General features: G+C 56.4%; 12 protein-coding genes. 11 read left to right on the top strand and 1 reads right to left on the bottom strand.

Annotated features, from left to right (window positions below; all coding sequences use genetic code 11):
- Positions 1–26 precede the first annotated feature (26 nt).
- From dnaB to HF650_RS22620, 8 genes are all read left to right on the top strand, one after another.
- Positions 27–1,433 carry a replicative DNA helicase gene (gene dnaB, locus HF650_RS22655; RefSeq protein ID WP_023478500.1) on the top strand — a complete coding sequence of 469 codons (1,407 nt, stop codon included), beginning with the start codon at positions 27–29 and terminating at the stop codon, positions 1,431–1,433.
- A gap of 80 nt (positions 1,434–1,513) precedes the next feature.
- Positions 1,514–2,593, top strand: coding sequence for an alanine racemase (gene alr / locus HF650_RS22650; protein WP_187800455.1), 1,080 nt, complete (start codon positions 1,514–1,516; stop codon positions 2,591–2,593).
- Between the two features lie 12 nt (positions 2,594–2,605).
- Positions 2,606–3,163: a nicotinamide riboside transporter PnuC gene (gene pnuC, locus HF650_RS22645; RefSeq protein ID WP_187800454.1), complete on the top strand. Its 558-nt coding sequence runs from the start codon at positions 2,606–2,608 to the stop codon at positions 3,161–3,163.
- Entirely contained in the window at positions 3,160–4,164 is a 1,005-nt protein-coding gene (locus HF650_RS22640) for an AAA family ATPase (protein WP_187800453.1), read from the top strand. The genes pnuC and HF650_RS22640 overlap by 4 nt, the downstream gene beginning before the upstream one ends.
- Before the next feature lie 95 nt (positions 4,165–4,259).
- Entirely contained in the window at positions 4,260–5,453 is a 1,194-nt protein-coding gene (tyrB, locus tag HF650_RS22635) for an aromatic amino acid transaminase (RefSeq protein WP_187800452.1), read from the top strand.
- Between the two features lie 174 nt (positions 5,454–5,627).
- A complete protein-coding gene (gene aphA, locus HF650_RS22630) occupies positions 5,628–6,338 on the top strand; it encodes an acid phosphatase AphA (protein WP_187800451.1) in 711 nt (236 codons plus the stop codon).
- Between the two features lie 98 nt (positions 6,339–6,436).
- The gene (locus HF650_RS22625) at positions 6,437–6,853 is read left to right on the top strand and encodes a secondary thiamine-phosphate synthase enzyme YjbQ (protein ID WP_187800450.1); all 417 of its coding nucleotides are present in this window, start codon (positions 6,437–6,439) and stop codon (positions 6,851–6,853) included.
- A gap of 3 nt (positions 6,854–6,856) precedes the next feature.
- On the top strand, positions 6,857–7,210 hold the full coding sequence (locus HF650_RS22620; RefSeq protein ID WP_187800449.1) for an MmcQ/YjbR family DNA-binding protein: 354 nt from the start codon (positions 6,857–6,859) through the stop codon (positions 7,208–7,210).
- Here HF650_RS22620 and uvrA read toward each other — a convergent pair whose 3' ends face one another.
- Positions 7,211–10,036: an excinuclease ABC subunit UvrA gene (gene uvrA, locus HF650_RS22615; RefSeq protein ID WP_187800448.1), complete on the bottom strand. Its 2,826-nt coding sequence runs from the start codon at positions 10,034–10,036 to the stop codon at positions 7,211–7,213.
- Between the two features lie 256 nt (positions 10,037–10,292).
- Here uvrA and ssb1 point away from each other — a divergent pair, with 256 nt between their 5' ends.
- The 3 genes from ssb1 to HF650_RS22600 all read left to right on the top strand — a co-directional run bounded on the left by ssb1 (position 10,293) and on the right by HF650_RS22600 (position 12,378).
- Positions 10,293–10,820, top strand: coding sequence for a single-stranded DNA-binding protein SSB1 (gene ssb1, locus HF650_RS22610; protein WP_187800447.1), 528 nt, complete (start codon positions 10,293–10,295; stop codon positions 10,818–10,820).
- A gap of 1,037 nt (positions 10,821–11,857) precedes the next feature.
- A complete protein-coding gene (locus HF650_RS22605; RefSeq protein ID WP_187800446.1) occupies positions 11,858–12,046 on the top strand; it encodes a ribonuclease domain-containing protein in 189 nt (62 codons plus the stop codon).
- Positions 12,046–12,378: a barstar family protein gene (locus tag HF650_RS22600; RefSeq protein WP_187800445.1), complete on the top strand. Its 333-nt coding sequence runs from the start codon at positions 12,046–12,048 to the stop codon at positions 12,376–12,378. The genes HF650_RS22605 and HF650_RS22600 overlap by 1 nt, the downstream gene beginning before the upstream one ends.
- Positions 12,379–12,423 lie beyond the last annotated feature (45 nt).

Below are 12,423 nucleotides of genomic sequence, written 5' to 3'. Positions count from 1 at the left end.
TCATTACCCGGATAACTCCATTCACTATGGCAGGAAATAAACCCTTCAACAAACAGACTGAGCCCCGCGACCACAAGCTTGAGGGGATGAAAGTGCCTCCGCATTCGATCGAAGCGGAGCAGTCGGTGTTGGGCGGTTTAATGCTGGATAATGAGCGCTGGGATGACGTCGCTGAGCGCGTGGTCTCCGAGGATTTTTATACTCGCCAGCACCGCCATATCTTTACGGAAATGCACCGCCTGCAGGAGATGGGCAAACCCATCGACCTGATCACCCTCGCCGAATCACTGGAGCAGCAGGGCCAGCTCGATATCGTTGGCGGCTTCGCTTATCTCGCTGAGCTGTCAAAAAACACGCCAAGTGCGGCGAACATTAGCGCTTACGCCGATATCGTGCGTGAACGTGCGGTAGTGCGCGAGATGATCGCGGTAGCGAATGAGATCGCCAATGCCGGTTTCGATCCGCAGGGCCGCAGCAGTGAAGATCTGCTCGATCTGGCTGAGTCGCGCGTGTTTAAAATCGCCGAAAGCCGTGCCAATAAAGATGAAGGGCCGAAGAACATCGCCGATGTGCTCGAGGCGACGGTGGCGCGTATTGAACTGCTGTTCCAGCAGCCCCATGACGGTGTGACCGGCGTAAATACCGGTTATGACGATCTGAACAAAAAGACCGCCGGTTTGCAGCCGTCGGATCTGATTATCGTCGCGGCACGCCCCTCAATGGGTAAGACGACGTTTGCGATGAACCTCGTCGAAAATGCGGCGATGTTGCAGGATAAGCCGGTGCTGATCTTCAGTCTCGAGATGCCCTCCGAGCAGATTATGATGCGTTCCCTCGCGTCGCTGTCGCGCGTCGATCAGACCCGTATTCGTACCGGGCAGCTCGACGATGAGGATTGGGCGCGCATCTCCGGCACGATGGGCATTCTGCTGGAAAAACGGAATATCTATATCGATGACTCCTCCGGCCTGACGCCGACGGAAGTGCGCTCTCGTGCGCGGCGAATCGCCCGCGAGCATGGCGGTATCGGCCTGATTATGATCGACTATCTCCAGCTGATGCGCGTGCCGTCGCTGTCGGATAACCGTACGCTGGAAATTGCCGAGATCTCCCGCTCGCTGAAAGCGCTGGCGAAAGAGTTGCAGGTGCCGGTGGTAGCGCTGTCGCAGCTTAACCGCTCGCTGGAGCAGCGCGCCGATAAGCGCCCGGTCAACTCCGACCTGCGTGAATCGGGCTCTATCGAACAGGATGCCGACTTAATCATGTTTATCTATCGTGATGAGGTTTATCACGAAAACAGCGACTTAAAAGGCATCGCTGAAATCATTATTGGTAAGCAGCGTAACGGTCCTATCGGCACGGTACGTCTGACATTCAATGGGCAGTGGTCACGCTTCGATAACTATGCCGGGCCACAATACGACGACGAATAACGTTTCGTTACTCTTCGCGCCGCAGGTGCCTTCAAGGCACCTGCACACGAACGATCGACAAAATTGTTTTGAGGAAAAACATGCAAGCGGCAACCGTAGTAGTTAACCGCCGCGCTCTGCGACACAATCTGCAACGTCTGCGCGAACTGGCTCCCGCCAGCCGACTGGTTGCGGTCGTGAAAGCGAACGCTTATGGACACGGTCTTCTCGAGACCGCGCGAACGCTCCCCGATGCCGATGCTTTCGGCGTCTCCCGTCTTGAAGAGGCCCTGCAACTGCGCGCAGGGGGCATTACTCAACCGATTCTGTTACTCGAAGGCTTCTTTGCCGCCAGCGATTTAACGTTGGTGGCTGAGCATCAGCTGCATACGGTGATCCACAGCGTCGAACAGCTTGAAGCCCTTGAAGCCACCACCCTGAGCGCGCCGGTGGATGTCTGGATGAAGCTCGATACCGGCATGCATCGCCTGGGCGTACATCCCCACGAAGCGGAAGCTTTCTACGCCCGCCTGAGCCAGTGCAAAAATGTACGCCAGCCGGTGAACATCGTCAGCCACTTTGCCCGTGCGGATGAGCCAGACTGCGGCGCGACCGAGCGCCAGCTCGATCTCTTTACCACCTTTACCGAAGGCAAGCCGGGCATGCGCTCGATTGCCGCCTCGGGCGGCACGCTGCTGTGGCCGCAATCCCACTTCGACTGGGTGCGCCCGGGCATCATTCTCTACGGCGTTTCGCCGCTCGACCATAAGCCGTGGGGCAGCGACTTTGGCTTCCAGCCGGTAATGACGCTCACCTCGCAGCTGATTGCCGTACGCCAGCATGCGGCGGGTGAACCGGTCGGCTATGGGGGCACCTGGCAGAGTGCGCGCGACACCCGTTTAGGCGTAGTGGCGATGGGCTACGGCGACGGCTATCCACGCGCGGCACCCTCCGGTACACCGGTGTTAATCAACGGGCGCGAAGTGCCGATTGTGGGGCGCGTGGCGATGGATATGATTTGTGTCGATCTGGGGCCAGAAGCGCAGGATAAACCCGGCGATCGCGTGGTGCTGTGGGGCGAAGGCTTACCCGTTGAGCGCATCGCGCAGGCAACAAATGTGAGTGCTTACGAACTTATTACGCGCCTGACCTCAAGAGCGACCCTTATCTATATCGACTAAAAGGAACGCCCCGTGTCGCCGATGGAAATCACCGCCTGCCTGGCTTACGCCCTCTCCGTGTGGCTTGCCGCGCGCAACAATGTGCATACATGGTGGACGGGCATTATCGGCTGCGTGCTCTACGGCTGGGTCTTCTACTCCGTGCAGCTTTACGCGGATGTCACCCTGCAACTCTTCTTTATCGTCAGCAGCATTGCCGGGTGGATCAACTGGCTAAAGGGCAATCACGGTCATCAGCTGGCAGTGCGCAAAACGCCGCTGCAACATATTGCCCTGTTGCTGGTGGGTGCGCTGATTGTCGCGGGCGGCTATGCCTGGCTGCTGCACCGTTTTACCAACGCCTGGTCGCCGTGGCTGGACTCGGCGATTATGGTCTTCAGCATCCTTGCGCAGTTTATGCTGATAGGACGGCGGCTGGAGAGCTGGTACTTCTGGCTGCTGGTCAACACTATCGCCGTGCCGCTCTATGCTGCGCGCGACCTGTGGCTGACCGCCGGGCTTTACCTGATCTTCTGGTGTAATGCCTGGCATGGCCTTTACCAGTGGCGCAAGGCGCTGGTTAAGCAATGAAACCCTTCGCCAGCGGTCTGATTGTCGGCAAATTCGCGCCGCTGCACTGCGGCCATGAACGGTTAATCAACACCGCGCTGGCGCAGTGCGAACGCCTGTGGCTCATCAGCTACTCCGTCCCTGAACTGCCGGGCTGCGAGCCGGAAAAGCGCGAACGCTGGCTGCGGGCGCGGTTTCCGCAGTGTGAAATCCTGGTACTGACGCCCGCGCGCGCTGCCGCGCTGGGTTTAGGCCCACTGCCGCATAACGACGCCGAGGGCGATCTGCATCGTCACTATGTTGCGGATCTCTGTTTGCAGGTGCTGGGCTGCCAGCCTGACGCGGTCTTTACGGCGGAAGCGTACGGCGACGGTTTCGCCCGCGTGCTGAGCGAACGCTTTTCCCGCCCGGTGACGCATGTGCGGCTGACGCGCGGGCAGGGTGAGGATGCGCCCTCCGGGACGCTGATCCGCAGCGATGTCCACCGCTGGCGGCAGATGCTGGCCCCACCGGTCTATCACGACTTTGTTCAGCGCATCTGCCTGCTCGGCGGCGAATCGACCGGCAAAAGCACCCTCAGTGCTGCGCTGGCTGACGCGCTGGGAACGGCGTATGTGGCGGAGTATGGCCGCGAACGCTGGGAGGAGCAGGGCGGCGAGCTGGTGTATGAGGATATGCTGGCGATTGCACAAACCCAAGTGCAACGGGAAGAGAGCACGCCTACGGTGCGCTGGCTGGTATGCGATACCTCGCCGCTGACCACGCTCTTTTATACGCTGACAATGTTTGGCAAAGCACCAGCGGCGCTCTACGCGCTGGCAGAGCGGCACTATCACCTGGTGGTGTTATGTGAGGATGACTTCCCGTTTGTGCAGGATGGCACCCGCCAGGATGAAACCTTTCGCCAGCGCCAGCAAGCCTGGTATCGCGAACAGTTGACCAAACGCGGCGTGCCGTTTATTCGTGTCAGCGGGCCGGTGGCTGCGCGCGTCGCGCAAGTGCGGGCTGCTCTGGGCCGCTAGCCCTTATTTCCTCTTCGTTTTACTGCCCCCTCGACCTTCTCCGGCTTCCGGTTTATTGTGGTGCTTCGCCCACTGTAAACCTGGAGAATACACGCGTGTTTCAGAAAGTTGACGCCTATGCTGGCGACCCGATCCTCTCATTGATGGAGCGGTTCAAAGAGGACCCCCGCAGCGACAAAGTTAACCTCAGCATCGGGCTCTATTACGACGAAGAGAGCACTATCCCGCGTCTACAGGCGGTGGCGGAAGCTGAAGCGCGCCTCAATGCGCAGCCGCATGGCGCGTCGCTCTACCTGCCGATGGAGGGGCTTAACAGCTACCGTCAGGCTATCGCGCCACTGCTGTTTGGTGCCGGGCATACGGTGCTGGAGCAGCAGCGCGTCGCCACAATTCAGACCCTCGGCGGCTCCGGCGCGCTGAAAGTCGGCGCAGATTTTCTGAAACGGTACTTCCCTAACTCCGGCGTCTGGGTCAGCGATCCGACCTGGGAAAACCATATCGCGATTTTCGAAGGCGCGGGCTTCGAGGTTGCTACCTACCCGTGGTATGACAACGAAACCCACGGCGTACGTTTCGCTGCGTTCCTCGAAAAATTAAACACGCTGCCTGAGCAGAGCATTGTCCTGCTGCACCCCTGCTGCCATAACCCGACTGGTGCCGACTTAACGCCTGCACAGTGGGATGAGGTGGTTGAGGTGCTGAAAGCCCGCACGCTGATCCCGTTCCTTGATATCGCTTATCAGGGCTTCGGCGCAGGAATGGAAGAGGATGCCTATGCGATCCGCGCGATTGCTCACGCCGGGCTGCCAACACTCGTCAGCAACTCCTTCTCAAAAATCTTCTCTCTCTATGGCGAACGTGTCGGCGGGCTCTCAGTAGTGTGTGAAGATGCCGATGCCGCCGGGCGCGTGCTCGGGCAGTTAAAAGCGACCGTGCGCCGCAACTACTCCAGCCCGCCGAACTTTGGCGCACAGCTGGTGGCGACCGTGTTGAACGACGCCGGGCTAAAAGCGTCGTGGCTGGCGGAAGTGGAAGCGATGCGTACCCGCATTAAGGCGATGCGCCAGACGCTGGTTGATGCACTGAGCGCTGCGATGCCGACAGGCGATTTCACCTATCTGCTCAAGCAGCGCGGCATGTTCAGTTATACCGGGCTGAGCGCCGCGCAGGTAGATCGTCTGCGCGAAGAGTTTGGCATCTACCTCGTTTCCAGCGGTCGCATCTGCGTCGCCGGGCTGAACAACCGCAACGTTCACCGCGTGGCGCAGGCCTTCGCGGCAGTGATGTAAGTATTCACTTACTTCTCTTTTCACCCTCTGCGAAGCGGCAGAGGGTGACCCACCAAAGCTGGCGGATTTGCCAGAAAAGACTTTGTTTCACCCCGCGCTGCGGTTATGGTCACTCAGGTTTCAGACTATTCACCTCTTTTATAAAAAACAAAGCACTGATAAGCAGGGAAAATTATGCAAAAGTTCAGACACGTGCTCGGCGCGCTCTGCCTGTGGGCGGCCTTTAGCAGCGCGGCGGTTTACGCCTCTGCGCCGACGCCGGTTGCAACGGGCACTAACGTTGCAAAACTCTCTGAGCAGGCGGCGGTACACTGGGTTTCCGTGGCGCAAATTGAAAGCTCGCTGGTTGAACGCCCGCCGATGGCGGTAGGGTTTGATATCGACGATACCGTGCTCTTCTCCAGCCCCGGCTTCTGGCGCGGCAAGAAAACCTGGTCTCCGGATAGCGATGCCTATCTGCACAACCCGGAATTCTGGGAAAAGATGAATAACGGCTGGGATGAGTTCAGCATTCCCAAAGAGGTCGCGCGTCAGCTGATCGCTATGCACGTTAAACGCGGCGACACCATTTTCTTTATCACCGGCCGCAGCCAGACCAAAACCGAGACGGTGAGTAAAACTTTGCAGGATGATTTTCATATTCCCGCCGCTAATATGAACCCGGTGATTTTTGCCGGCGATCAGCCTGGCCAGAACAACAAAGTGCAGTGGCTGAAGGATAAAAAGATCCGTATCTACTACGGCGACTCAGATGGTGACATTACCGCCGCGCGTGAAAGCGAAGCGCGGCCAATCCGCGTGCTGCGCGCCGCGAACTCCACCTATCAACCGCTGCCGCAGGCCGGTGCGTTTGGTGAAGAGGTGATTGTCGACTCTGATTACTAATCGATCGCCCTTTTTTAGATAAAAAAAGGGCGTCGGGTTTCCCCTTTTGGCCACATGCTGCACACTTACAGAGGTTCATTTTTGATAAGGAGCAGTTTATGTGGCATCAACAGACGCTTACGCTTAGCCAGAAATCGCGCGGCTTCCACCTGGTCACCGATGAGGTTATCGGGCAGATTACGGCGCTTAAGAGCGTGAAAACCGGTTTGTTGCACCTGCTGCTTCAGCACACGTCCGCTTCTCTCACCCTGAATGAAAATTGCGATCCCACGGTGCGCCAGGATATGGAGCACCACTTTTTACGTGCTGTGCCGGACAATGCCCCCTATGAGCATGATTACGAAGGGCCAGATGATATGCCTGCGCATATCAAATCCTCGACGCTTGGCGTGTCGCTGATGCTGCCCGTGCAAAATGGGCGCGTGTTGCTGGGGACATGGCAGGGGATCTGGCTGGGAGAGCATCGCATCCACGGCGGTTCGCGGCGGATTATCGCGACACTACAAGGGGAATAAACGATGACAATTTCGGAGTTACTGCAATATTGCATGGCCAAGCCCGGCGCGGAGCAGAGCGTGCACAGCGACTGGAAAGCGACGCAGATTAAGGTCGCCGACGTGCTGTTTGCCATGGTGAAAGAGGTAGAAGATCGCCCGGCGGTCTCGCTGAAAACCAGCCCGGCGCTGGCGGAGCTGCTGCGCGATCAGCACAGCGATGTGCGCCCCAGCCGCCATTTGAATAAGGCGCACTGGAGCACGGTCTATCTGGACGGCACCCTGCCGGATTCGCAAATCTACTACCTGGTGGACGCCTCGTATCAGCAGGCGATGGAGCTGGTACCGGAGGGTGTCCGGCAACAGCTCTCCGTCTGACTAGTTGAGCAGCGGTTTCAGGAACCGTGCCGTGTGCGATGCTTCGCATTCGGCGACGGTTTCCGGCGTGCCGGAGACGAGGATCTCCCCGCCGCCGCTACCGCCTTCCGGGCCCAGATCGACAATCCAGTCTGCGGTTTTCACCACGTCGAGGTTGTGTTCAATCACCACGATGGTGTTGCCCTGATCGCGCAGCTGATGCAGCACCTCAAGCAGCTGCTGAATATCCGCAAAGTGCAGACCGGTGGTCGGCTCATCGAGAATATAGAGCGTCTGACCGGTGCCGCGTTTTGACAGTTCACGCGCCAGTTTCACGCGCTGGGCCTCACCGCCAGAAAGGGTGGTCGCCGACTGGCCGAGACGAATATAGGTCAGGCCGACATCCATCAGCGTTTGCAGCTTACGCGCCAGCGCCGGAACCGCATCAAAGAATTCACGTGCTTCTTCAATGGTCATATCCAGCACTTCGTGGATGGTCTTGCCCTTGTATTTAATCTCCAGCGTTTCGCGGTTATAGCGCTTGCCTTTGCACTGATCGCACGGCACGTAGATATCCGGCAGGAAGTGCATCTCGACTTTGATGACGCCATCACCCTGGCACGCTTCGCAGCGCCCGCCGCGGACGTTAAAGCTGAAGCGCCCCGGCGTATAGCCGCGTGAACGGGACTCCGGCACGCCGGCGAAGAGTTCACGCACTGGCGTAAAGACGCCGGTGTAGGTTGCCGGGTTGGAGCGCGGCGTACGGCCAATCGGGCTCTGGTCGATATCGATCACTTTGTCGAAGTGCTCGAGACCCTGAATGTCGCGGTACGGAGCCGGTTCGGCAATCGTCGCGCCGTTAAGCTGGCGCTGGGCGAGCGGGAAGAGCGTATCGTTAATCAGCGTCGACTTACCAGAGCCGGAAACGCCGGTGACGCAGGTGAAGAGTCCCACCGGCAGCGTCAGCGTTACATCCTTCAGGTTGTTGCCACGCGCGCCGCTCAGTTTCAGCACGCGCTGCGGATCGGCTTTCACGCGCTCTTTCGGCACTTCGATTTTGCGTTTGCCGCTCATGAACTGCCCGGTGAGGGACTCCGGCACCGCCATGATCGCCTCCAGCGGGCCTTCCGCGACCACCTGGCCGCCATGCACACCGGCGCCAGGGCCGATATCGATCACGTGATCCGCTGCGCGGATAGCGTCTTCGTCATGCTCAACCACAATTACCGTATTACCGAGGTTGCGCAGGTGCACAAGGGTGCCGAGCAGACGTTCGTTATCGCGCTGGTGCAGGCCGATAGAAGGCTCATCGAGGACGTACATTACGCCGACCAGGCCTGCGCCAATCTGGCTTGCCAGACGAATACGCTGCGCTTCACCGCCGGAGAGGGTCTCTGCCGAGCGGGAAAGCGTCAGGTAGTTCAGACCGACGTTAACGAGAAATTTCAGACGATCGCCAATCTCTTTGAGCACTTTTTCAGCGATTTTTGCACGTTGACCGGAAAGTTTGAGGTTGGTGAAGAAGTCCATCGCATGGCCGATGCTCATATCAGAGATGGTCGGCAACGGCGTATCTTCAACGTAAACGTGGCGCGCTTCGCGACGCAGACGCGTCCCTTCGCAGGTGGCGCACGGACGGTTGCTGATAAATTTCGCCAGCTCTTCGCGTACCGCGCTCGATTCGGTCTCTTTGTAGCGGCGTTCCATATTGTGCAGCACGCCTTCAAACGGATGACGGCGCACGGAGGTGTCGCCACGATCGTTCATATATTTGAACTCAATCGACTCTTTGCCGGAGCCTGCCAGAATCACTTTCTGCACGTTGGCGCTGAGGCTTTCCCACGGCGCTTCGACGTCGAATTTATAGTGCTCAGAGAGCGACTTCAGCATCTGGAAATAGTAGAAGTTACGGCGATCCCAGCCGCGGATCGCGCCGCCGGCCAGCGACAACTCCGGGTTCTGAATCACACGGTCAGGGTCAAAATATTGCTGGACGCCAAGACCGTCGCAGGTCGGGCAAGCGCCCGCCGGGTTGTTGAACGAGAAGAGACGCGGCTCCAGTTCGCGCATGCTGTAGCCGCAAATTGGGCAGGCGAAGTTCGCCGAGAAGAGCAGCTCTTCGGCGTCTGGCTCATCCATATCGGCCACAATCGCCGTACCGCCGGAGAGTTCCAGCGCGGTTTCAAAGGATTCTGCCAGGCGCTGCGTGAGATCGTCGCGCACTTTGAAGCGGTCAATCACTACTTCAATGGTGTGTTTCTTTTGCAGCTCAAGGCTCGGCGGATCGGAGAGATCGCACACTTCGCCGTCAATACGGGCGCGGATATAGCCCTGACCTGCCAGGTTTTCGAGAGTTTTGGTGTGCTCGCCTTTACGCTCTTTGATCACCGGAGCCAGCAGCATCAGGCGCTTGCCTTCCGGCTGCGAGAGCACGTTATCCACCATCTGGCTGACGGTTTGCGCTGCCAGCGGCACGCCGTGATCCGGGCAGCGCGGCTCGCCAACGCGTGCGTAGAGCAGGCGCAGGTAATCGTGAATTTCGGTTATGGTGCCGACGGTGGAACGCGGGTTATGCGATGTCGACTTCTGTTCAATAGAGATGGCAGGCGAGAGACCTTCAATGTGGTCAACGTCCGGTTTTTCCATCAACGACAGGAACTGGCGGGCATACGCAGAGAGCGATTCGACGTAGCGACGCTGCCCTTCTGCATAGAGCGTATCGAAAGCCAGCGAGGATTTACCCGAACCCGACAGCCCGGTGACAACAATCAGTTTGTCGCGAGGGATGACGAGGTTGATGTTTTTGAGATTATGGGTGCGCGCGCCCCGTACTTCTATCTTATCCAATCCATTCACCTTTTACCCGGTGGAACACGTAATGCCCGGTGTGTTTGAAGGACAACCGGCGATCACAAACGGCTAATTATGACACAAATTAACCTGAATGAATATACAGTATAGGAATGCAACTTCCGCGTAAGTGTGTAAAATACGCACTTCGCGGATGATGTCTGGAACCTGCTTCGCAGCTATCAAAATGCTACGTGGAAATGGTACACTCGCGCGTTTACACTACTACGAAACGTTTTCAGGAGACACGATCATGGCCAGCAGAGGCGTAAACAAGGTTATTCTCGTCGGTAATCTGGGCCAGGACCCGGAAGTACGCTATATGCCGAGTGGTGGCGCAGTTGCCAACATTACGCTGGCTACGTCCGAATCGTGGCGTGATAAAGCGACCGGCGAGATGAAAGAGCAGACCGAGTGGCACCGCGTTGTGCTGTTCGGCAAGCTGGCGGAAGTCGCCGGTGAGTATCTGCGTAAAGGCTCTCAGGTCTATATCGAAGGCCAGCTGCGCACCCGCAAATGGACCGATCAGTCCGGCCAGGAAAAGTACACGACCGAAGTGGTGGTGAATGTTGGCGGCACCATGCAGATGCTGGGCGGTCGCCAGGGCGGCGGCGCACCGGCAGGTGGTGGTCAGCAGCAGGGCGGTTGGGGTCAACCTCAGCAGCCGCAGGGCAACAACAACCAGTTCAGCGGCGGCGCGCAGTCTCGCCCGCAGCAGTCAGCCCCGGCACCGTCTAACAACGAACCGCCGATGGATTTCGACGACGATATCCCATTCTAGGATTTAGCTGTACTGTTTGTAATAATTATCTACCAAGCCTCTGTTAATACAGAGGCTTTTTGTTTTTCTCGTCCTAAAATTAAGTCTCAATACATCTTCGCCTATTGCATATCTAGCGCTTACGTTAAGTGTATGGAATATGGGCGCATGAAGGATAAATACAGGCTACAACTTTTGTCACCGGCAGTAGAGAGCGATACTGCATGGGGATAGATCGCGCTTCCCGCCTTCCGTTTTCTTGGTCACTCGTTTTTAATAACTCAAATCCGCAACAAAGCGGCATGTTTTTCAATTAAGCCACGCTCAGGTTAAAGGGTAATAACACCTGTCTGTACTTAACTGTGCGGTCCCGGTTGCGGGCTGTGGCATAGTCGACTTTAGGCGTAGTATTCCTTCAGCCATGATTAACAGCTCCTGACAGGAGGTTGTGGCGGCAGTCTGATGTGTGGCAAGCGCTTCAGCTAAAATGAGCAAACCCGCCCAGGTCTTGTGAAATCGAAGTTGACGGGGAAAACATCAGAGCCAAATAGCGCTACAAGCAGCTGGCGCGTCGACAGCCAGGACGAGCACGCGAAAATCTTTCGTCACATGGAGCTGCACGGTCTACCAGACAGCGTGATCGATATGACGGCAATACCGTCTGGCGCGGAGCCTCCGCCGCCCTGCGGTAGCCTGCGTGAAAGCATGCCGGTTACTGAGACTCCACGCAGAACTGTGCTTTCAGGGCCGAAACCTGGACCGCGAAACGGGCCAACACTACAACACCTTCCGCTACTACACGCAGATGTCCCCGCCAGGGCTGGAGGGGGTAATAACTACGCTTACAGGCCAAACCCTTCAATTTGGATCGATCAGCTGTGCCTAAAATGTTCCCTTTTTGCCAGAAATCCGAAGCAACTTCATGCTTCAATTAAAGATAAATGGGATCACGGCATGGCAAAAAGAGATATGCGTGAACTTCAAAGCATCGTAGATAGAATTAAATTGAATAACCCCGTTATTCTCATGATGGAATTCCTTTCCGTGATTCCTATACTATGGGAAATCCTGATATTCAGCGTTTAAATTCAGGTAGTGGTCAATATAAAGAATGGGCGGCGCAAACGCCAGATATAGCTACCAATGGAGCACAAAGAATATTCGTTAATAGCAAAACAGGGCGAGCTTACTACAATTATGATCATTATTATTCTTTTGTTGAGATTGAGCTAAAAGGGTGGGGATAATGCAAGTAGAACAGTCTATTACTTTAAATTTCTCGTCTATAAAGACTATTGACGACCTCTATGATGAATTAGCCTTTCATCTTGGTTTTCCTGATTTTTTTGCACATAATATGGATGCTGTCATTGATTGTATGTTTGGTATTAGATATCCGGATGAAGGGATGACGAAAATAAGTGTCAGTCAAAGTGGTTATTTATCTTTAAATATAAAAAACTTCTCTCGAGCTAATATAGAATTAAAAGATTCTATAATATATATTGTGGAGTTTGTTAACTATAAATATCAGTTCAAAGGGTTGGAACCCGCAATTTTATTGTGTTTTATTAAATGACTCTCTATTGATGCTAATAGATGGAAGCGGTCACGACGATCCTTC

The sequence above is a fragment of the Kosakonia sp. SMBL-WEM22 genome (assembly GCF_014490785.1).
Lineage (GTDB): Bacteria > Pseudomonadota > Gammaproteobacteria > Enterobacterales > Enterobacteriaceae > Kosakonia.
This window is presented reverse-complemented; position numbering and strand designations above follow the sequence as displayed.

Excerpts from the sequence above, each read along its gene's own strand:
- dnaB (WP_023478500.1), top strand. The coding sequence starts at position 27 with ATGGCAGGAAATAAACCCTTCAACAAACAGACTGAGCCCCGCGACCAC.
- alr (WP_187800455.1), top strand. The coding sequence starts at position 1,514 with ATGCAAGCGGCAACCGTAGTAGTTAACCGCCGCGCTCTGCGACACAAT.
- HF650_RS22640 (WP_187800453.1), top strand. The coding sequence starts at position 3,160 with ATGAAACCCTTCGCCAGCGGTCTGATTGTCGGCAAATTCGCGCCGCTG.
- aphA (WP_187800451.1), top strand. The coding sequence starts at position 5,628 with ATGCAAAAGTTCAGACACGTGCTCGGCGCGCTCTGCCTGTGGGCGGCC.
- HF650_RS22625 (WP_187800450.1), top strand. The coding sequence starts at position 6,437 with ATGTGGCATCAACAGACGCTTACGCTTAGCCAGAAATCGCGCGGCTTC.
- HF650_RS22620 (WP_187800449.1), top strand. The coding sequence starts at position 6,857 with ATGACAATTTCGGAGTTACTGCAATATTGCATGGCCAAGCCCGGCGCG.
- ssb1 (WP_187800447.1), top strand. The coding sequence starts at position 10,293 with ATGGCCAGCAGAGGCGTAAACAAGGTTATTCTCGTCGGTAATCTGGGC.
- HF650_RS22605 (WP_187800446.1), top strand. The coding sequence starts at position 11,858 with ATGGGAAATCCTGATATTCAGCGTTTAAATTCAGGTAGTGGTCAATAT.
- HF650_RS22600 (WP_187800445.1), top strand. The coding sequence starts at position 12,046 with ATGCAAGTAGAACAGTCTATTACTTTAAATTTCTCGTCTATAAAGACT.